This is a genomic window from Rahnella inusitata, from assembly GCF_018288855.1.
Taxonomy (GTDB): Bacteria; Pseudomonadota; Gammaproteobacteria; order Enterobacterales; family Enterobacteriaceae; genus Rahnella; species Rahnella inusitata.
In genome coordinates, this window is the sequence record NZ_CP065024.1 from 967,675 (window position 1) to 987,277 (window position 19,603).

At 56.2% G+C, this 19,603-nt stretch carries 23 protein-coding genes; 9 read left to right on the forward strand and 14 right to left on the reverse strand.

Annotated features, from left to right (window positions below; translation table 11 throughout):
• The first annotated feature begins 93 nt into the window (after nucleotides 1–93).
• Nucleotides 94–168 carry a protein YrbN gene (yrbN, locus tag I2123_RS25765; protein ID WP_223499600.1) on the forward strand — a complete coding sequence of 25 codons (75 nt, stop codon included), beginning with the start codon at nucleotides 94–96 and terminating at the stop codon, nucleotides 166–168.
• Nucleotides 158–2,092 (forward strand): DEAD/DEAH family ATP-dependent RNA helicase, encoded by a 1,935-nt coding sequence (locus I2123_RS04545; RefSeq protein ID WP_112164594.1) that lies wholly within the window; start codon nucleotides 158–160, stop codon nucleotides 2,090–2,092. Before yrbN ends, I2123_RS04545 begins: the two co-directional genes overlap by 11 nt.
• 89 nt (nucleotides 2,093–2,181) lie before the next feature.
• Here I2123_RS04545 and I2123_RS04550 read toward each other — a convergent pair whose 3' ends face one another.
• Complete coding sequence (locus I2123_RS04550) at nucleotides 2,182–3,207, reverse strand: luciferase-like monooxygenase (protein WP_213051866.1); 1,026 nt, start codon at nucleotides 3,205–3,207, stop codon at nucleotides 2,182–2,184.
• 341 nt (nucleotides 3,208–3,548) lie between these two features.
• On the opposite strand from I2123_RS04550, the gene I2123_RS04555 reads away from it, so the two are divergent.
• Genes I2123_RS04555 through I2123_RS04565 form a run of 3 tightly spaced genes read left to right on the forward strand, consistent with a single transcriptional unit; the run spans nucleotide 3,549 to nucleotide 6,852 of the window.
• Nucleotides 3,549–4,523, forward strand: coding sequence for an HlyD family secretion protein (locus I2123_RS04555; protein WP_112164596.1), 975 nt, complete (start codon nucleotides 3,549–3,551; stop codon nucleotides 4,521–4,523).
• Nucleotides 4,520–5,692: an ABC transporter permease gene (locus tag I2123_RS04560; protein WP_112164712.1), complete on the forward strand. Its 1,173-nt coding sequence runs from the start codon at nucleotides 4,520–4,522 to the stop codon at nucleotides 5,690–5,692. The genes I2123_RS04555 and I2123_RS04560 overlap by 4 nt, the downstream gene beginning before the upstream one ends.
• The gene (locus I2123_RS04565) at nucleotides 5,689–6,852 is read left to right on the forward strand and encodes an ABC transporter permease (RefSeq protein ID WP_112164597.1); all 1,164 of its coding nucleotides are present in this window, start codon (nucleotides 5,689–5,691) and stop codon (nucleotides 6,850–6,852) included. Before I2123_RS04560 ends, I2123_RS04565 begins: the two co-directional genes overlap by 4 nt.
• 58 nt (nucleotides 6,853–6,910) lie before the next feature.
• Here the strand turns inward: I2123_RS04565 and I2123_RS04570 are convergent, their stop codons facing one another.
• Both I2123_RS04570 and ubiU read right to left on the reverse strand, forming a co-directional pair.
• Nucleotides 6,911–7,789 carry a U32 family peptidase gene (locus I2123_RS04570; RefSeq protein WP_213052462.1) on the reverse strand — a complete coding sequence of 293 codons (879 nt, stop codon included), beginning with the start codon at nucleotides 7,787–7,789 and terminating at the stop codon, nucleotides 6,911–6,913.
• A 14-nt stretch (nucleotides 7,790–7,803) separates the two neighbouring features.
• Nucleotides 7,804–8,799, reverse strand: coding sequence for a ubiquinone anaerobic biosynthesis protein UbiU (gene ubiU, locus I2123_RS04575; RefSeq protein ID WP_213052463.1), 996 nt, complete (start codon nucleotides 8,797–8,799; stop codon nucleotides 7,804–7,806).
• A gap of 304 nt (nucleotides 8,800–9,103) precedes the next feature.
• Here ubiU and ubiT point away from each other — a divergent pair, with 304 nt between their 5' ends.
• On the forward strand, nucleotides 9,104–9,625 hold the full coding sequence (gene ubiT / locus I2123_RS04580) for a ubiquinone anaerobic biosynthesis accessory factor UbiT (protein WP_112164599.1): 522 nt from the start codon (nucleotides 9,104–9,106) through the stop codon (nucleotides 9,623–9,625).
• Nucleotides 9,619–10,122, forward strand: a complete 504-nt coding sequence (locus tag I2123_RS04585) for a GNAT family N-acetyltransferase (protein ID WP_112164600.1) — start codon at nucleotides 9,619–9,621, stop codon at nucleotides 10,120–10,122. Before ubiT ends, I2123_RS04585 begins: the two co-directional genes overlap by 7 nt.
• Before the next feature lie 19 nt (nucleotides 10,123–10,141).
• Here I2123_RS04585 and I2123_RS04590 read toward each other — a convergent pair whose 3' ends face one another.
• Complete coding sequence (locus I2123_RS04590; RefSeq protein ID WP_112164601.1) at nucleotides 10,142–10,465, reverse strand: GIY-YIG nuclease family protein; 324 nt, start codon at nucleotides 10,463–10,465, stop codon at nucleotides 10,142–10,144.
• A gap of 116 nt (nucleotides 10,466–10,581) precedes the next feature.
• Here I2123_RS04590 and I2123_RS04595 point away from each other — a divergent pair, with 116 nt between their 5' ends.
• Together I2123_RS04595 and I2123_RS04600 are read left to right on the forward strand one after the other, a co-directional pair.
• Complete coding sequence (locus tag I2123_RS04595) at nucleotides 10,582–11,034, forward strand: YhbP family protein (RefSeq protein WP_213051867.1); 453 nt, start codon at nucleotides 10,582–10,584, stop codon at nucleotides 11,032–11,034.
• 86 nt (nucleotides 11,035–11,120) lie between these two features.
• Nucleotides 11,121–11,762, forward strand: coding sequence for a Rossmann-fold NAD(P)-binding domain-containing protein (locus I2123_RS04600; RefSeq protein WP_213051868.1), 642 nt, complete (start codon nucleotides 11,121–11,123; stop codon nucleotides 11,760–11,762).
• A gap of 119 nt (nucleotides 11,763–11,881) precedes the next feature.
• Here I2123_RS04600 and phnN read toward each other — a convergent pair whose 3' ends face one another.
• The 10 genes from phnN to nrdG all read right to left on the reverse strand — a co-directional run bounded on the left by phnN (nucleotide 11,882) and on the right by nrdG (nucleotide 19,603).
• Nucleotides 11,882–12,454: a ribose 1,5-bisphosphokinase gene (gene phnN, locus I2123_RS04605; RefSeq protein ID WP_213051869.1), complete on the reverse strand. Its 573-nt coding sequence runs from the start codon at nucleotides 12,452–12,454 to the stop codon at nucleotides 11,882–11,884.
• A gap of 98 nt (nucleotides 12,455–12,552) precedes the next feature.
• Nucleotides 12,553–13,689 (reverse strand): alpha-D-ribose 1-methylphosphonate 5-triphosphate diphosphatase, encoded by a 1,137-nt coding sequence (phnM, locus tag I2123_RS04610; protein WP_112164604.1) that lies wholly within the window; start codon nucleotides 13,687–13,689, stop codon nucleotides 12,553–12,555.
• Nucleotides 13,686–14,393, reverse strand: coding sequence for a phosphonate C-P lyase system protein PhnL (gene phnL / locus I2123_RS04615; RefSeq protein WP_112164605.1), 708 nt, complete (start codon nucleotides 14,391–14,393; stop codon nucleotides 13,686–13,688). The genes phnM and phnL overlap by 4 nt, the downstream gene beginning before the upstream one ends.
• A 28-nt stretch (nucleotides 14,394–14,421) precedes the next feature.
• Nucleotides 14,422–15,213 (reverse strand): phosphonate C-P lyase system protein PhnK, encoded by a 792-nt coding sequence (phnK, locus tag I2123_RS04620; RefSeq protein WP_112164606.1) that lies wholly within the window; start codon nucleotides 15,211–15,213, stop codon nucleotides 14,422–14,424.
• Nucleotides 15,210–16,088 (reverse strand): alpha-D-ribose 1-methylphosphonate 5-phosphate C-P-lyase PhnJ, encoded by an 879-nt coding sequence (locus I2123_RS04625; protein WP_213051870.1) that lies wholly within the window; start codon nucleotides 16,086–16,088, stop codon nucleotides 15,210–15,212. Before I2123_RS04625 ends, phnK begins: the two co-directional genes overlap by 4 nt.
• Nucleotides 16,078–17,160: a carbon-phosphorus lyase complex subunit gene (locus I2123_RS04630; RefSeq protein ID WP_213051871.1), complete on the reverse strand. Its 1,083-nt coding sequence runs from the start codon at nucleotides 17,158–17,160 to the stop codon at nucleotides 16,078–16,080. Before I2123_RS04630 ends, I2123_RS04625 begins: the two co-directional genes overlap by 11 nt.
• Complete coding sequence (gene phnH, locus I2123_RS04635; protein ID WP_112164609.1) at nucleotides 17,160–17,741, reverse strand: phosphonate C-P lyase system protein PhnH; 582 nt, start codon at nucleotides 17,739–17,741, stop codon at nucleotides 17,160–17,162. The genes I2123_RS04630 and phnH overlap by 1 nt, the downstream gene beginning before the upstream one ends.
• Nucleotides 17,742–17,744: 3 nt before the next feature.
• Entirely contained in the window at nucleotides 17,745–18,188 is a 444-nt protein-coding gene (phnG, locus tag I2123_RS04640) for a phosphonate C-P lyase system protein PhnG (protein ID WP_213051872.1), read from the reverse strand.
• Nucleotides 18,189–18,914 carry a phosphonate metabolism transcriptional regulator PhnF gene (gene phnF, locus I2123_RS04645; RefSeq protein WP_112164611.1) on the reverse strand — a complete coding sequence of 242 codons (726 nt, stop codon included), beginning with the start codon at nucleotides 18,912–18,914 and terminating at the stop codon, nucleotides 18,189–18,191.
• A gap of 224 nt (nucleotides 18,915–19,138) precedes the next feature.
• Nucleotides 19,139–19,603, reverse strand: coding sequence for an anaerobic ribonucleoside-triphosphate reductase-activating protein (gene nrdG, locus I2123_RS04650; protein WP_213052464.1), 465 nt, complete (start codon nucleotides 19,601–19,603; stop codon nucleotides 19,139–19,141).

Sequence of the window (19,603 nt, forward strand, 5' to 3'; positions counted from 1 at the left end):
ATGGTTTTTACCATTTTTAAGCGCCTTAACGGGCGAGGGTTGCTTTGTTCGTTTTATAATCTAATTTGAGCCGGTTCACACTTTTCAATGAAAATGACTGAAAATTTTCTCGACGAGTTATGTAGACTGGCTGCCATTATTAATGAGGCACGTGTACATGACTACTGAGCTTGAAATCTCTTTTGCTGACCTGGGGCTGTCTGCTCCGATCATTTCTGCCCTTACCGATTTGGGCTACGAAAAACCTTCACCAATCCAGGCTGAGTGTATTCCTCACCTGCTGAGCGGCCGTGATGTTCTGGGTATGGCGCAGACCGGTTCCGGTAAAACTGCTGCATTCTCTTTACCTTTGCTGCACAACATTGATGCTTCACTGAAAGCACCACAAATTCTTGTTCTGGCACCAACCCGCGAACTGGCGGTTCAGGTTGCTGAAGCAATGACTGACTTCTCTAAACATATGCATGGCGTGAATGTGGTTGCCCTTTATGGCGGCCAGCGCTATGACGTTCAGCTGCGCGCACTGCGTCAAGGTCCACAAGTTGTTGTGGGTACCCCGGGCCGCCTGCTGGACCACCTGAAACGTGGCACCCTGAACCTCTCTAACCTGAGCGGTCTGGTACTGGACGAAGCCGATGAAATGCTGCGTATGGGCTTCATCGAAGACGTCGAAACCATCATGGCGCAGATCCCGGCTCAACATCAGACCGCGTTGTTCTCTGCAACCATGCCAGAAGCGATCCGTCGTATTACACGTCGTTTCATGAAAGATCCACAGGAAGTGCGCATTCAGTCAAGCATCACTACCCGTCCGGACATCAGCCAGAGCTACTGGACTGTGCACGGCCTGCGTAAGAATGAAGCTCTGGTGCGTTTCCTGGAAGCTGAAGACTTTGATGCAGCGATCATCTTCGTGCGTACTAAAAGCGCGACGCTGGAAGTGGCTGAAGCCCTGGAACGTAGCGGCTACAGCAGTGCTGCACTGAACGGCGACATGAACCAGGCTCTGCGTGAGCAGACTCTGGAACGTCTGAAAGATGGCCGTCTGGACATTCTGATCGCAACCGACGTGGCAGCACGTGGTCTCGACGTAGAACGTATCAGCCTGGTTGTTAACTACGATATCCCTATGGACTCCGAGTCTTACGTTCACCGTATCGGCCGTACCGGTCGTGCTGGTCGTGCTGGTCGCGCATTACTGTTCGTTGAGAACCGTGAACGTCGCCTGTTGCGTAACATTGAACGCACCATGAAGCTGACCATTCCAGAAGTTGAAATTCCAACTGCTGATGTACTTGGCGAGCGTCGTCTTGCTAAGTTCGCAGCAAAAGTTCAGCAACAACTGGAAAGCAGCGATCTGGATCAGTACCGCGCACTGTTGGCTAAACTGCAACCTGCAGAAGAGCTGGACATCGAAACGCTGGCTGCTGCACTGCTGAAAATGGCACAGGGCGAACGTCCTCTGATCGTTGCCGCTGACCCAATCTTCAAAAGCCGTCCACCGCGTCGTGAATTTGAAGAACGTGGGGACCGCGGTGATCGTGGCGATCGTCGTGACCGTCCGGCTCGCAGCAATGACCGTCCTGCACGTGATGGCGACAGCCCGCGTCGTGAACGTCGTGAAGCTGGCGATATGGAACTGTACCGTATCGAAGTGGGTCGTGATGATGGTGTTGAAGTTCGTCACATCGTTGGCGCGATTGCTAACGAAGGCGACATCAGCAGCCGTTACATCGGTAACATCAAGCTGTTCGGTACGCACTCCACGATCGAACTGCCGAAAGGTATGCCGGGCGAGATTCTGTCTCATTTCACCCGTACCCGCATCCTGAACAAACCGATGAACATGCAGTTGCTGGGTGATGCTCAGCCACAGCCTGCACGTCGCGAACGTCCGGCCGGTGCTGGTGGCGAACGTCGTGGTAACGGCGCTCCGCGTCCTTTCAACGGTGATCGTCCTGCCGGTGCTGGTGGTGAACGTCGTGGTAACGGCGCTCCACGTTCTTTCAGCGGCGACCGTCGTGAAGGTTCTTCAGCAGCTGGCGAACGTCGTCCGCCAAGCCGCGCACCACGTCGTACTACTGACGCATAATTTATCGCGCTTCGGTTTACTGAAGCTTAGATAATAAAAAACCAGCCTTAACCGGCTGGTTTTTTTTCGTCTGTGATTTGTCGAGATGCTTAGCTGATGCGCTGCTCTTTTACTAAATCGCCCTGCAACTCAGAGACAATTTCGAACGAACGCAAACGCGCCTGCTGATCAAAAATCTGTCCATTGATCATCAGCTCATCGGCTTCAGTTTCACGCAAAATCGACTGCAAACCCTGACGCAGTGTGTCTTTATTACCAACCACCGACATACGCAGAGCGTTATCCACACCAAAGCGTTCTGATGCAGACCACAGGCTTTCGATATTATCCACCGGCGCAGGCAGTTTGCCCGGCATACCACGGCGCAGATTAATGAATTGCTGCTGATTGGAGGTAAACATCCGGCGCGCTTCTTCATCGGTGTCTGCGCCAATAGCGTTGAGACACACCATCGCATACGGCTTTTCAAGCTGCCCGGAAGGCTGGAACTTGCTGCGGTAAATAGCTAATGCCTGATACAGCATGTCCGGTGCGAAATGCGATGCGAAGGCGAAGGGTAACCCGAGCGCGGCAGCCAGCTGAGCGCTGTACAGACTTGAACCCAGCAGCCAGATCGGCACATGCAATCCCTGACCCGGTACGGCCTGAACCGCCTGATGCGGCTGAACTTCACCGAAATACAGCTGCAATTCCTGCACATCTTTCGGGAAGTTATCGACTTCGCCGGAAAGATGCCGGCGCAGAGCAATCATGGTGCGCTGATCGGTACCCGGCGCGCGGCCAAGACCCAGGTCGACACGGTTCGGATACAGGGTGGCCAGCGTGCCAAACTGTTCGGCGATCACCAGCGGGGAATGGTTGGGCAGCATGACACCGCCGGAACCCACGCGAATAGTTTTCGTGCCGCCCGCAATGTAACCCAGCAATACGGATGTCGCCGCGCTGGCGATGCCGGTCATATTGTGGTGTTCAGCCATCCAGTAACGTTGATAGCCCCATTTCTCGGCGTGTTGCGCCAGTTCCAGGGAAGATTTAAAGGCCTGCGCGGGATCAGTACCTTGTGGAACAGGTGCCAGATCGAGAACGGAAAGGGGAACGGTGTGTTTATCAGACATAGTCACGGCTCACTCGTTGAGGGGCGAAACGAAAGCGGCTCGCCCGCTAAAAATGCTCATAATTAGAACGAGTATTACCCATTCATTGCAGATTGAATACTGCATTTGTGCCTTTCCTGACCCTCTCATTCATACGTGACGACTATGAATCATGTTTAATTTATCGTTTCAGCCAATATGTTGTTTTGTGTTAAAACGTCTCCGTCTGCGCCGCTATGATTGAGCGTCACCTATGATGTATCTGTTACTCCGAAAACGGAGTGCGGCAAAAACGAACAATAAAGGAATGGAAACCCCATGCCGTTGAACAAAACTGGCGAGAAAAAAGGATCAGGCTACACATGAGTAAACGTATTTTATTGACCCTTCTGCTGGTTGCCGTGGCGGTGTCATTAGCGGTCTTATTCCGCGCACACAATCAGGATTTATTGTTGCAGGGCGAAGTGGATGCGCCTGAGGTTATTGTCGCCTCTAAAGCCAAAGGCCGCGTGATCGAGCGTCATGTCGAGCGGGGTGATGACGTCAAAGCCGGTCAGTTGCTGATAACCCTCGACAGCCCTGAAATGATGGCGCAGTTGCGTGCGCTCGAAGCGGCGCGCGATCAGGCAAAAGCTCAGCTCGATCTCTCCGTAAACGGCACCCGTGAAGAAAGTATTCGCAACCTGAAAGCCACGCTGGCGCAGTCTCAGGCCGAATACATCAATGCCCGCGATCTCTACAACCGCAACGCCAAAGTTGCGGCGAAAGGGTTTATTTCCGCTGCGGATTTAGAAGATTCCCGCCGTGCCCGCGACAGCGCATACCAGCAAGTACTGGTCGCCAAAGCCAACCTTGATGAAGGCACCAACGGCGACCGTGTTGAACAACGCGATAGCTACGCCGCACAGTTGCGTCAGGCGGAAGAAGATTTACTTGAGCTGAAAGCGCAAACCGATGACTTACAGGTCAAAGCGCCGGTCGATGGTGAGGTGGGGCCGATCCCGGTGGAAGTTGGCGAACTGGAAAGTGCCAACAGTCCGTTGCTGACGTTAGTCCGTCTGCCGGACGCCTATTTCGTCTTTAATCTGCGTGAAGATATTTTGGCCGGCGTGCGCAAAGGCGACAAAGTCCAGATGCGCGTGCCTGCCCTGAACAACCAGATGATTGAAGCCGAAGTGCGCTACATCGCGCCGCTGGGTGATTACGCCACCAAACGCGCCACGCGTGCGACGGGTGATTTCGATCTTAAGACCTTTGAAGTGCGTCTTTACCCGGCGAAACCGGTGCCCGGCCTGCGTCAGGGCATGAGTGCGCTGTGGCAGTGGAAGGCGAAGTGAAGCGGGTCAAAGCGCCGCGCAGTGAAAGGATAAAAGCCGGATGGCGCTGCTTTAGTCGTGCTTTTAACCGGGAGGTCAGTTTTGCTTTCCGTAAGCCGGTGATCCACTGGCTGTGCTGGATTTTCCCCTTGCTGCTGTTCGGGCTTATCAGCAGCAATTTCTCGGAAGGCACTTTGCTGGACTTACCGGTATCAGTAGTCGATAACGATCACAGCAGCCTCTCGAAAACGCTGGTCCGAAAACTGGATGCCGGTTCGCATGCCCACGTTCAGGCTTTTAACGGCGGATTGCAGGAGGCCGAATACCGGTTGCGCACGGCACAAGATTACGCGCTGCTGTATATCCCGACGGATTTCGAAGCCGACGTATTGGCCGGAAAACAGCCGAGCGTTGTGCTGTACTATAACGCTTTGTTCTATGGTGCCGGTTTGTACTCCACGCAGGATTTCAGCGGGCTTATCACCGAACTCAACACCAGCTACCGTTCGATTATCGCGACGGAAATCGGCAAAACGCTGCCGTCGCTGGCGAGCGTCGATCTCTCCTACGGCAGCCTGTTCAACGCCAGCGGCAGCTACATTTACTACCAGCAGTTCGCCGCCACCATTCACCTGCTGCAACTTTTCACCGTGACCTGCATGATCTATGTGATGGCACGCAGTCAGGCGTTGCTCAGCGCACCGTCGTTTACGTTGGCGCTGCTCGGAAAACTGGCCCCTTATACGCTGTGTTTCACGACCTTGCTGATGGTGGAAATCGCCATGCTGGTGGGGTTCTTTGATGCGCGGGTCAGCGGCAATCCGCTTTATATGTTGCTGGTCGGCTTCTTCTATGTGATTGCCGCCCAAAGCCTCGGGTTGCTGCTGTTTACCTTCACCAAAACCACCATTACCGCCTACACCATGATGGGGATTTTCGTCAGTATCGCGCTGACCTTCTCAGGCATGGCGGTGCCGGTGCTTTCGATGCCGCTGCCGGCACGGATAATTTCAGGTATTGAACCGCTGAGTTACGCACTGGCGGCGATGTTTGACGTTTTCCTGCGGGAAGTCTCGGTGCGCGGTATTTTGATGGTCTGCTGCATCTTGCTGATTTACCCGCTGGTCACCGCCTTCCTGGTGCGTAAGCGGTTATACCTGCGGATGAAGCAACAGGAGCCAGGCAAATGACCCGTCGTGAATGGTTCAAAACCTGGTGGGGTACGTTTAGCAAAGTGCTGACCGGCCTGCTTGATAAACCCATGTGGATGATGTTGCTGATTTCGCTGTGCGTGATGAGCCTGGTCTACGCCAACCGTACGGTGTGGGATTTGCCCGTGGCGGTCGTTGATCAGGACCACAGCTCCGCCAGCCGGATGCTGACCCGACAGCTGGACGCCACGTCGAAAGTCAAAACCGTACAGTACGAAAATCTGGCGGATGCGGAACACGATCTGGCGCTGCGCCAGCTGTTCGCGGTGATTATCATGCCGGTCGATCTTGAAAAGAAGATCCTCGCCGGTCAGAACATTGTGATCCCGGTGTACGGCGATGCCACCAACCGGCTGGCCAATGGTCAGATCCAGCAGGACGTGCTGGCTGCGTACCAGTCGATCCTTACGCAGTACAATAGCGATCTCCTGCTGCGTAACGGATTCAGCGAACGACAGGCCAGCGTCGTGTTGTCGCCAATGGTCGGTCAGACGCTCGATCTGTTTAACCCTGGCATCAGCTTCGCGGCGATCATTTTCCCCGGCCTGCTGGTGATGTTATTACAGCACTCCTTACTGATCGCCAGCGTGCGCGTCAGCATTGTGCTTAACAGCGGCCCCTCAGGGAAACCGGCGATCCCGGCATTTCTCGGCGGGATTTCGGCGCTGATCCCGGTGTGGCTATTTTTGTCGATCGTCCTGTTCGTGCTGTGGCCATGGATTTTAGGCTACCGGCAGACGGCGAGTATTCCTGAGATCCTCTTGCTGACGTTTCCGTTCCTGCTGGCGGTGTTAGGGCTGGGTAAACTGGTGACGGAATGTCTGCGCAGCGTTGAACTTATCTACCTGACGTTAGCTTTTCTGACCACGCCGGTGTTTTACATTTCCGGGACTATCTGGCCGCTTCAGGCAATGCCCGCGTGGGTGAGGGGGATTTCTTCCATGCTGCCGTCGACATGGGCGACCAAAGCGATTGCCGGGGTGAATCAGATGGGATTGCCGTTCAGAGACGTCGGCGGTGATATTCTGATGTTATTGCTTCTCTGCGGTTTTTACACTTTTATTGGTATTGCGGTGGGTATGCTGCGCGATGGCGTCCGGCTGCGGGCGATGTTCAGACGCAAACATAAAAGCGTATGATCAAAAAAGGGATATGACCTCAACGTCATATCCCTTTTTGCTTAATGGCGCCAGAGGATTACTGGCGCAGTTCCAGCCCGGCGACGCGCTGCCAGTAGCCGTTACAGTCGGCTTTATTGGTCAGATGCAGCGGTGCTAAACCACGCTCGTTATTGCGGAAGGCTTCAAGCGTGGTGAGAGAATCCATGCTTTCCGGCGAAAGCCGCACGATATCCACGAGCCCCTGCATCGACATCAGTTCATTGCCGAGATTGTAGCAATAGCCGCTCTGCGTCTGGATGCCGTTGAGCACGAACACTTGCTGATTTTCCTGCGACAGTACTTTGCGCCCCTGTGGATAATCGATGCAGCAGGTTTCGCATTCGTCTTTGGCTTTGTTTTCCGAACGTGCGGTAAAACAGCGCGCCGAGTACGCCAGCGGCAGATGTCCGTAGGAGAGGACTTCCACTTCAAACTTATCGCGGATGCCCAGATCCTGACACTGGTTCAGCAGATTGACCAGCCAGTCGCGGGAAAGCTCGACCGGCATACACCAGCGCATCATCCCCTGTTTTTGCAAAATTTTAAGTGTGACCGCGTTATAGCAGTTCAGCGCATGGCCGACCACAAACGGCAGGTTGCGCTCCGCCGCCATATTCACTGCGCCGAAATCATTGGCTTCCAGCAAGAATTCGCCGTTTTCGACGTAGCGCTTGAGTTCATTGAGTTCGGAGGGGGCCTGCAATAAGGCCAGCGTGGAGATCACCACCTGTTTGCCGCTCGCTGCCAGCTGGCGCGCGATGTCCATCCAGTCGTTCACTTTCATCTCACGGCGTTTGGTACAGACATTTTCCCCGAGATAAATCACGTCGGCGCTGCTTTCTGCGGCGGCCTGATAAAACGCTTCAACCTGCGCTTTCGGCCAGTAATAAAGGATCGCCCCTAAAGAATATTTCATCATCGTCTCTTCAGTTACTGCCATTTGCGGTGATACGCCCCGAGCGTGGTTTGCGTACCTTCAGACATTGCACCCAGCGTGCTCATCCACGCGGCATCGGTTTTGAAATTCTGTGGATCGGCCATACAGCGGTCGATCGCCGCACGCCAGACGCGGGCGACCTGACTGACATACGCCGGACTGCGCTGGCGTCCTTCAATTTTCACCGAGGCTATATTGGCAGCGAATAATTCCGGCAAAAGCTCCAGCGTATTCAGGCTGGTCGGCTCTTCCAGCGCGTGATACTTCGCGCCATCCACCAGATAACGGCCTTTGCACAGCGTCGGATACCCGGCATTTTCGCCTTCGTCATAACGGTCGATCAGCACGTCGTTCAGGCGGGATTCCATGCCCCGTGCGGTTTGCTGCCAGCGGACGAAGCGCGCGGGTGAACACGCACCGACGGTGTTTGGAGATTCTCCGGTCAGATAGGAGGACAGATAGCAGCGGCCTTCGGCCATGATGCACAGGCTGCCGAACGCGAACACTTCCAGCGGCACCACCGTCGTGCGGGACAGCTGGCGCACCTGATGCATGGAAAGCACACGCGGCAACACTACGCGTGCGACGTCAAAGTTACGTTTATAGAAACGAATGGCTTCGTCGTTGGTGGCGGATGCCTGCACCGAGACGTGGCGTTCAACATGAGGATATTTATTGGCGGCGTAATCAAGCATCGCGATATCAGCCAGGATCAGCGCATCGGCACCGAGTTGCGCGGCCATGTCCACGGCGCGTTCCCAGCGCTGATAACCGTCCGGGTGTGCAAATGTGTTGATGGCAATATGCAGTTTCCGGCGATGGCGGTGAACATAGTTGGCCGCCTCCTGGAGCTTTTTCTCGGTGAAATTCAGACCAGCAAAATGACGCGCATTGGTATCGTCTTTCAGGCCGATATAAACCGCATCGGCACCATTATCGACTGCCGCTTTCAGCGCAGGTAAATTCCCTGCCGGGCAAAGTAGCTCCATGATCATTCCTTGCTGCAACCGGACAGCGTAGCTGAAGGGTTGATAGTGATGAGAAGCCATGTGCCGACGTAATTCATTCATCAGCGAAGGCTTTGATTGGCGAACCATTTTAGAGAAGCTATGGATGCAATATTTTGATTTGAGGCAGTTTATGGGGTATTGAGAGGGGGAGTTAGGGCCGGGGAGGTTGTACGTGACGTTTTTCTGTTGCAGTATTTATTGATGCAGGCCGCTGAATGAGTCTGGCGATGTGGCAAAATAGTGCCAAGAGTTGCCCAAAAAGTTACCTAAAGGAGTAGTGCCAGTGTTGCAAAAACTACGTGCACGTATGGTTCGTCAGGGGCCATCCCTGTTAAGTGTGCCTTTAAAATTCACCCCTTTCGCGCTACGGCGTCAGGTTTTGCAGCAAGTGTTGAGCTGGCAGCTACGTCAGGCGCTGGCCGACGGTGAACTGGATTTTTTGGACAGCCGCTGGTTAAAAATTGATGTCACCGATCTCAGTCTGAGCTGGCAGATGTCAGTCGACGCCGGAAAACTGGTGATCCGCGAAGAAGGCGTTGCCGATGTCAGTTTCAGCGGCCACGCCAATGATCTGATCCTGATCGCAGCCCGTAAAGAAGATCCGGACACGCTGTTCTTCCAGCGCCGTCTGCGTATTGAGGGCGATACCGAACTTGGTCTGTATGTGAAGAATCTGATGGATTCTATCGATCTTGATACCATGCCTGTGTTGCTGAAAAATGGCCTGTTACGTCTGGCCGATTTTGTCGAAGCGGGTATGCAGGAGGACCGCGAGCCGCAAGCTCCGGTAGCTGAACCATGTTAATCCGAACTGAAATTCCTGTTGATGCAGCAGGCATAGATCGCCTCCTGCGTTCCGCTTTCCCTACGGGCGCAGAAGCCGATCTGGTGCAGGAACTGCGCGAAGACGGCTTACTGACGCTGGGCGTTGTGGCAACCGATGACGAAGGCGGCGTGGTCGGTTACGTCGCGTTTTGCCCGGTCGATATTCAGGGCGAAGATCGCAACTGGGTCGGACTGGCACCGCTGGCGGTGGAAGAATCTCTGCGCCGTCAGGGGCTTGGCGAAAAGCTCATTTACGAAGGGTTAGATTCCCTGAATGAATTCGGTTACGCCGCGGTGGTGGTGCTGGGCGATCCTGCCTATTACGGTCGCTTCGGTTTTAAACCGGCGGCTGCCCATGACCTGCATTGCCGCTGGTCGGGCGCTGAAGGCACTTTCCAGCTGTTCACCCTGACCGATGACGCGCTGACCAACGCCAGCGGAGAAGTGGTTTTCCCGACGGCATTCAACAAGTTATAATTCCCCCACGGGTCTGTTCTCAGGCCCGTTGGCTGACTTCCTCAACCTCACTCTCCTGCAAGCCCAGATAACACGCCAGAGACTCCGGCGCGGCTTTCACCAGTAATTCCTTTTGCGCCTTACTCAGCTTTTTCACTTTCAGCTCCAGCTTTGACGCCAGCGAGCGGTCGCCTGCCGCACAGTGAAACGCCAGCTGCAACTCGCCTTTTCCACGCAGCGCTTTCGCCCCTTTTCCGGACTGATGTTCTCCCATACGCCGGGTCACGTCGGTGGTGATCCCGGTGTACAGCGCGCCGGTCGGGGTTCTCAACATGTATAAATACCAGTTCGATGCAGCAGACATAGGCTCGGTGCGTTTAGCAAAATTTGCCTAAGTTTACCTGAAGCGCATAAAGGAGTGACGTAAAAACGCAAAGCGGCGCGTTACACTGTGGGCAAAGAATGGAAAGGGCACCGTTGATGAATAATCCCGACGATCTGAAACACATCCTGAAGTTTCTCAATAAAAATCACGTACTGGCGCTGTGTGCCGTCGCCGACGGCGAGATGTGGAGCGCCAACTGCTTTTACGTCACCGATTCAGAAAATCTGTCGCTGTATTTTATGACGGAACTGAAAACGCTGCACGGCACGCTGATGGCGAAATCCCCACAGGTGGTCGGCACCATCGCCCCGCATCCGAAAACCATCGCGTTAATCAAAGGCATTCAGTATCGGGGAGAAGCTACGGTGCTGAGCGGTGAGGAAGAGCATCGCGCGCGTGCGCTTTACTGCACGCATTTTCCCGTCGCTGTTGCGATGAAAGCGCCGGTCTGGCGGCTAAAACTCAATTACATCAAGATGACGGATAACGCACTCGGCTTTGGGAAAAAGCTGCTGTGGGATCGGGTGGCGTCTGACAAATATCCGTAACAAGATATGTCTTATGGCGCTGCTTTAACAATGAGGTAACACTCAAATATCTCAATATGAAACGCCGTTTTTTAAAAGGAAGTGATATGGCAAAAGTTCTTCTTCTTGGTGGAAGTGGTCTGGTCGGGCGAGAACTGTTGCGCCTGCTTCAGCTCGATCCGCGCGTCAGCCGCATCGTCGCGCCAAGCCGCCGTCCGTTGCCGCCTGGCAGCAAAGTGGTTAATCCGCTGGGAGCTAACCTGACCTCTTTGGTTGTCGCGCTGGATGAACCGATCGATTTGTTGTTTTGCTGTCTCGGCACCACGCGAAAGCAGGCGGGAAGCGCGGCGGCGTTTCGGGCTGTGGATTATGATCTGGTGGTCGACAGTGCCAAAGCAGCCAGAGAACTCGGAGCCCGCCATTGTCTGGCGGTCAGTGCTCACGGCGCTGATGCCACTTCGCGTTTTCTCTACAACCGTACCAAAGGGGAAATGGAACAGGCGCTGATACAACAGGGCTGGCCGCTGCTGACGCTGGTCAGGCCGTCACTGCTGGTGGGAAAACGCCATCCGCCGCGTTTGCTCGAACAACTTAGCGCGCCGATGTTCAAACTGCTGCCGGGTAAGCTGAAAGCGATTGATTCCGATATCGTGGCGAAAGCGTTGCAGGAACAGGCGTTTAACGCCGGGTTGGGTGGCATCACGGTGCTGGAATCCGATCAGATTGCTGCCAGTATTGAAGAACTTTAACCCTGAACAGGACGTTGAATCGGATCGCATTTCCCGTATGCCGGTGAAGCGTCGTTGATCCGCAGGAAGGATCTCTGTGATAGGGTAGGGACAAAAAACCAAAATTTGCCCCTTCCTTTTCAGCTCTCCTGCATTTCCCCGTGCGTTCTCTTCTGTCTGCTCAGTAATTCCCGTAAGGCCCTCAGCGTGTCCTGTAATTCGCCGTCGTTGTTCAGCCGCTGACACCCTGACGGCAAAGCGTTGTCATACTCTCTGGCACGACGCAGACGACAGGCAATCTGCGTGGCATCTTCGCGGCCACGCCGGGTCAGACGTTCCGCCAGCACCGCCTCGGACACCTGCAAACAGACCGGCAGCAAAAGTGTGCCATAACGCTGGCGGGCGCTTTCCAGATGCGCCCGCGAGCCGTTTACCACCACCTGACAACCGAGCTGCATCCAGCTGTCGATTTCAATTCCGACGCCGTAGCGGCACTCATGCGCCTGCCATTGCAGCGCGAACAAACCCTGCTGCTGGCGTTGGATAAATTCGGCTTCGCTCAGCGCGATATGATTCTCGCAACCGGCGTCAGCGGCGCGCGTAATATAACGATGCGCCACCGCTACGCCCGCCGGTAACTCCCTGCGCAGCGCCTCCAGCAGGCTGTCTTTCCCCGACCCCGATGCGCCCATCAGATACAGTAAACGACTCATTTTTCCTCCGCTAACGGCCTTTCCCAGTCGATCTGCATTGAGCTGTCTCCCTGAAAAGATAGGGCAGGCGGGCTGGATCAAGCTTATCCCGCCTGCGTTTAAAACACCTGAATGCCCTGACGCCAGACGTTTTGCACATAGTGATGATCGCCATGCGCCCTTGCCAGCACCAGATCCGCCCGTTTGCCTTCGGCGATTTCGCCGCGATCCTGCAAGCCCAGCGCGTTGGCCGGATTTCGCGTCACCAGCTTTACCGCCTGCGGCAGGCTGAACGCATTGTTTTCATCACCGGCGATGCGGAACACGGCGTCGAGCAGGCTGGCGGGATAATAGTCTGAAGACAAAATATCCAGCAGCCCGAGCGATGCCAGCTGGTGCGCCGCGACGTTGCCGGAATGCGAACCGCCGCGCACGATATTCGGTGCGCCCATCAGCACCTGCAAACCGTTGGCGTGCGAGGCGCGTGCCGCTTCCTCAGTGGTCGGGAACTCGGCAATCACGCTGCCGAGCGCCAGCGATTCCTCGACGTGTGCGGTGGTCGCGTCATCATGGCTGGCCAGTGAAATATTGCGCGCGCGGCAATGGGCGGCAATCGCTTCACGGTTGGGCTGCGCCCAGCGGCGTGACAGCGCGATCTGCTCCTCCTGGAATTCATCCATCTGCGCGTCATTCATGTGGTATTTGCCCTGATAATACTCGCGGTATTTCTGCGGCGTGGAGAACTGGCGCTGGCCCGGCGAATGGTCCATCAGGGAAACCAGCGACAGTACCGGCGTATCCATTAACTGCTCGAACAGTGGCAGCGTCGTGTTGTGCGGCAGCTCGCAGCGCAGATGTAAACGATGCTCGGCGCGGTTCAGCCCGGCGTTCTGGCTGTTGACGATGGCGTTAATCATCTTTTGCAGATTATCCAGACGGTGCCCACCGTCGCGTACGTCTCCGACCGCCACCGCGTCCAGTACCGTGGTAATACCGCTGGCGATCATCAGCGCATCGTGACTGCTCATGGCCGAATGGGCGGGCCAGTCAACTTTCGGGCGCGGCGTGAAAAACTTATCGAGATTGTCGGTGTGCAACTCGATAAAGCCTGGCATCAGCCAACCGCCCTGAGCATCCAGCGCCTGCGGCAGCTGACTGCGGGTGTCGGCGAAGGCGCTGATCACGCCGTTTTGCATCTCCAGCGATCCCTCGACGATCTGACTGTCGAGCACCAGTTTGACGTTATTGATGATCATGCGGACATCTCCGGGGCGGTTTCAGGGTTCATTTCGTACAGGCGGTCGGCAACGCGTTCACGCACATCGGCATCATGGAAAATACCGACTACCGCCGCTCCGCGCTGTTTCGCCTGTTCGATCAACGTCACCACGGCGGCGCGATTGGTGGCATCGAGTGAGGCGGTCGGTTCATCGAGCAACAGCACTGGATAATCGACCACAAAACCACGGGCGATATTTACGCGCTGCTGCTCGCCGCCTGAAAACGTCGAGGGCGCGAGATGCCACAAACGTTCCGGCACGTTGAGATGTGTCAGCAGGGCGCTGGCGCGGGCTTCGCTTTGGGCTTTCTCCACGCCAAGTTCCAGCAGGGGTTGCATCACCAGATTCAGCGCGCTGATGCGCGGGATCACCCGCAGAAACTGACTGACCCAGCCTACGGTGTGGCGGCGCACCGCCAGAATCTCCCGCGCTTCGGCGCTGACCATATCGATTTGCTGGCCCTGATGTTCAACCCAAATCTGGCCGCTGTCTGGCAGATAATTGCCGTAGAGCGAGCGCAATAACGTGGATTTACCGCTGCCAGAATGGCCGTGCAGCACCACGCATTCCCCGGCGTCCACCGTCAGGCTGGCATTACTGAAAACAGGTAATCTGGCGCTGTTCTGGTTATGCAGAACAAAGGTTTTACTGAGATTTTCGACCCTGAGCTTCGTCGTCATTTTGGTCACTCTTTCTCTGGAATGAAGTTTAGGAAAGCACGGAAGACACTAAAAGCTGAGTGTAAGGATGATGCGGATCGTCGAGCACGCGGTCGGTTAATCCACTTTCCACCACCTGACCCTGTTTCATCACCAGCAAACGGTGCGCCAGTAAGCGCGCGACGCCTAAATCGTGGGTGACAATCACTACCGCCAGCTGCATTTCCACCACCAGCGTGCGCAGTAAGTCCAGCAGTCGCGCCTGAACGGACACATCCAGCCCGCCGGTTGGCTCATCCATGAACACCAGACGCGGATGCGTCACCAGATTACGGGCGATTTGCAGACGCTGCTGCATGCCGCCGGAAAATGTGGTCGGCAGATCATCGATGCGCGACACCGGAATTTCGACATCTTCCAGCCACTGGCTGGCTTTCTGTCGGATATCGCCGTAGTGTCGCTCGCCGACCGCCATCAGACGCTCGCCGATATTGCCACCCGCTGAAACCTGACGGCGTAGGCCGTCCATCGGATGCTGATGCACCACGCCCCAGTCGGTGCGCAGCAGGCGACGGCGATCGCTTTCGGCCATGTCATACAGTGACTGCGCGGCGGCCTGACCGTTGTTGTAAATGACGCTTCCCTGCTGCGGTGCGAGCCGCGCTGAAATCGACTGCAACAGTGTGGTTTTGCCCGAACCGGATTCGCCGACAATGCCCAGCACTTCGCCCGGATACAGATTGAATGACACATCGCAAAAGCCTTTGCCCGGCGCATACAGGTGAGTCAGGTTATTCACCGACAGCAGCGGCTCAGCGGTGAGATGTAATGGCGTAGTCATGGGCGGTTAACCTCGTTGGAAGCCTGTTGCTCAACTTGCTGAGCGCAGAAATCAGTGTCTGAGCAGACGAACATGCGGTTGCCCTGATCGTCGAGCACCACTTCGTCGAGATAGCTGTGGCGCGAACCGCAGATGGCGCAGGGTTCGTCCCATTGCTGGACGGTGAACGGGTGATCGTCGAAGTCCAGACTTTCGACTTTAGTGAACGGCGGCAGGGCATAAATGCGTTTTTCACGCCCGGCACCGAACAGCTGCAACGCAGGCATCATGTGCATTTTTGGGTTATCAAATTTCGGGATCGGCGAGGGATCCATCACATAACGATCGTTCACCTTCACCGGATAAGCGTAGGTGGTGGCGATATGCCCGAAGCGCGCGATGTCCTCGTACAACTTCACCTGCATCACGCCGTATTCCTCGAGCGCGTGCATTTTGCGGGTCTCGGTTTCGCGCGGTTCGATAAAGCGCAGCGGCTCAGGGATCGGTACCTGAAAAATCAGGATCTGATCTTCCTGTAACGGCGTTTCCGGAATGCGGTGACGGGTCTGGATCAGGCTGGCGTCGACGGTTTTCTCGGTGGTTTTCACGCCCGCTACGCTCTGGAAGAATTTGCGGATCGACACGGCGTTAGTGGTGTCATCTGCACCCTGGTCGATCACTTTCAGCACGTCTTTTTCACCGATCACGCTGGCGGTGAGCTGGATCCCACCGGTGCCCCAGCCGTAAGGCATCGGCATTTCACGCCCGGCGAAGGGCACCTGATAGCCAGGGATCGCCACGGCTTTGAGGATCCCGCGGCGGATCATGCGTTTGGTCTGCTCGTCGAGATAACCGTGGTTATAGCCGGTGAGCGCTGGCGCTGAATTAGTGTTCATTGGCGGAGTCCTGTTTTTTCGAGGCGCGCAGGCGTTTAAGTAATTCCAGCTCCGCCTGAAAATCGACGTAGTGCGGCAACTTGAGGTGCGAAACAAAACCGGCCGCTTCGACGTTATCGGCGTGTGACAGCACGAATTCTTCGTCCTGCGCGGGGCTTGTGATCAGTTCGTTGTGCTCGCGGGTTTGCAAAGCGCGGTCGATCAGCGACATCGACATCGCCTTGCGTTCGGCGCGGCCAAACACCAGGCCGTAGCCGCGCGTAAAGTGCGGCGGCTTGTCGTCCGGTGCGACAAAACCGTTCACCATCTCGCATTCGGTCAGCAGGATTTCGCCGATATCAATCGCGAAGCCCAGCTCTTCCGGCACGATTTCCACCGTCAGCCAGCCGGTACGGATCTCCCCGGCGAACGGATGCGTGCGGCCATAGCCGCGCTGCGTGGAATAACTCAGCGCCAGCAGAAAGCCTTCGTCTCCCCGCACCAGCTGTTGCAGACGCGCCGCACGGGAGGCCGGAAACACCGGCGGCGTGCGGGTAATGTCTTCCGGCTCGGATCCGTCGTCCTGTTCGGCTATTGCCAGCTGTTGCTGCGTCAGCAAATCAAACACGTGGCCGCAGTTTTCCGGCTGCGCCTCGTCGGCAATCGGCGTAAACGGTGCTTCGCCCTCGGCCAGCAGCGCAAAATCCAGCAGCCGGTGGGTGTAATCGTAGGTCGGGCCGAGCAACTGACCACCCGGCAAATCTTTGTAAACGGCTGAAATACGGCGCTCGAGGCGCATCGCAGCGGTGTCGAGCGGCTCGCTGGTCGCCAGACGCGGCAGGGTAGTGCGATAAGCGCGCAGCAGAAAAATGGCTTCGACCAGATCGCCGCCGGACTGCTTAATCGCCAGCGCCGCCAGTTCGCGGTCGTAAATCCCGCCTTCGCTCATCACGCGATCGACCGCCAGACCCAGCTGTTGTTCGATCTGGTCACAGCCCAGTTCATTCACTTGCGGATTGCCACGGCGCTCACACGCCAGCAGCTGATGGGCGGCGGCTATCGCCTTTTCGCCCCCTTTCACAGCGACGTACATCAGCACACCTCCACGCGCGTGGTGCGCGGTATGGCAATCATTTCTTCGCCGCAGGTGAACATAAAATCCAGTCCCAGCGGGAAGCGGTGAGGGCGGCGGGTCAGATAATCACGCACGGCGTCCGGCAGCTGCGGCGAAATCGTCCGGCTGCTTTCGATGCCCGGACCGGACAGACGCAAAGAGGTGCCGCCGGTGAGGCCAGCGAGCTGAACGATGACGCTGGTCGCCAGCTCCGGCGACATCTCATCCCCGCAGGGGAAGGCCAGCAAGGTGGCGCTGTCGAGCGCCGGATCGGCGAGAGCAAAACTGACGGCGGCAGGATTGTCGGTCAGCACCGCGCCGGTGTGAAAACGCAGATTCTTACGCAGAATCTCATCGTTAAGCGAGGCGCTCAGCCACAGCGGCGTATCCTGATCGATAAGCGTCAGCAATACACAGGCGCTGGCGGAACCGAGTGCGCCAAATCCCTGCATGGCGGGTAACTGTATGCAGACGCCCGGTTCGCTCAACGCTTTGAGAATACGGCGGAAACTGTATTGCGCATCGGCAACCGGATTTTGAAAACTGGCAACAAGTGACATGAATTATTCTCCGCGAACCAGGGTAAAGAAATCGACACGACTGGCAGCCACTTCACGGGCGCGCAGCTCGCGGCGCTCCTGTTGTATGGCCGCCAGCGGGGCGATGATCCGTTTGTGCAGCAGCTCGTCCATGCCTTGTATTTGCAGCAGGGCGTCGATCACGGCGCACAGTTCGGCGTGGGGTTTATTGCGACCGGCGACGTAGCTGTAACCATACACGCCGCCTTCCATCAGGATCACCGCGCGGGTGACGGTCATATCGCCCATCACGAAGCGTTTTCCGGTGCCGCCCATGCGGCCCTGAAGCTGTGTCAGGCCGGTTTCAGCAGCGCGTATGCGTTCAAACTGTGGGGATAAATTCAACGGCTGCCAGTGCGCGAGCAGTTCGTCGGGGCGGCTGTGAGCCAGCACCGACATCCAGCGCTGGCGGGTTTGCAGGTGATCCATTCAGTGCTCCATGGTCAGTTCGATCATGTCGGCGCGAGTCAGGCTGACGGAGTATTCCGCCACCGTGTCGCTGCCTTCACGAATGTTCAGGGTGCGCACACACAGCAGCGGAGCCTGCGGCACGATTTCGAGTAATTTGCTCTCTTTGGCCAGTGCGCGACGTGCGTTGATGCGGGTCGTGCGGCGGCTGAGTTTTTGCTTAATCTCTTCGCGGATAAAATCGTGCAGCGAGCCGCTGTGGAAGTTTTGTAATGCAGGCCACCAGTCGAGATCCGGCAGATAGTGGTCAATCACACAGACCGGCACGCCGTTGACGCGGCGCAGCGTGCGCAGATGGATAACCGTCTCGCCTTCCTGCCGCGACAGCGCCGTCGCCACGTGATCGGTACAAGGGCGCAGCACCGCCAGCAAACGTTCGCTGGTCGGGTGGCTCCCCTGATCGAGCAGGTTCTGGCTGAACCGTGCCTGGGAATGCAGCGGATAATCGTAAGGGCGCATCAGCACCAGCGTGCCAATTCCCTGGCGGCGTTGCAGCCAGCCGCGATCCACCAGCTCATCAACCGCGCGGCGCAGCGTGTGGCGATTCACCTGAAAACGTTCTGCAAGCTGCTGTTCCGGCGGCAGATAGTCGCCGCAGCGGTAACCGTTGCGCAGTTCCTGTTCCAGCTCGGCAGCGATTTGCTGATAAACCGTAGTGTGACTGGTCGGATGTCTAGATAAGTTCATCACAATGAATACCTCGCATAGGATAAACGGGCAGTGGCAGTGAATTTTGAAGAAGGGGAGCGGGTCATGATGCAAACCTCAGTAGGGCGTTGGCATCATGTTGGCGCAGCTTAATGACAGTTGGGTGAAGGTCAGATTGCAGAGAAGTGAAGATCAGGAATATTGCTGAATGGAATTTTGAAGCATCGAGGGGAAGCGTTTCCCCTCTGCATAGCTCGAGCTTTTTATCTCAGGTAATGAATTATCTGATTTCCGCTGCCGCGCCAGATGAGCGACGGGTCTTTCAACTCCTGCACGAATTTGCCGTCGACCAGAACATTGATGAGCGCGGTCACCTTCTGTTGTTCAACAGTCAGTTCGTCAAGGATATAACCGGTCCACATCCACACGTCTTTGCCCGGACATTCTGCCTGCACCCGTAACAGCAGCTGGCGGATTGCCAACAGGTTTTGCGGATGCAGCGGATCGCCACCCGACAACGTTAACCCCTGACGCGGGATTACGGTGTTTTGCAGATCGGCGATGATCCGGTCTTCATCCTCCTGCGTAAATGGCTTGCCAGAATCCAGCCGCCAGGTGCTTTTGTTGTAGCACCCGCGGCATTCATGCACGCAGCCGGAAACAAACAGCACACAGCGTGTTCCCGGCCCGTTAACGACATCGATCGGGTAATATTGATGGAAATTCAA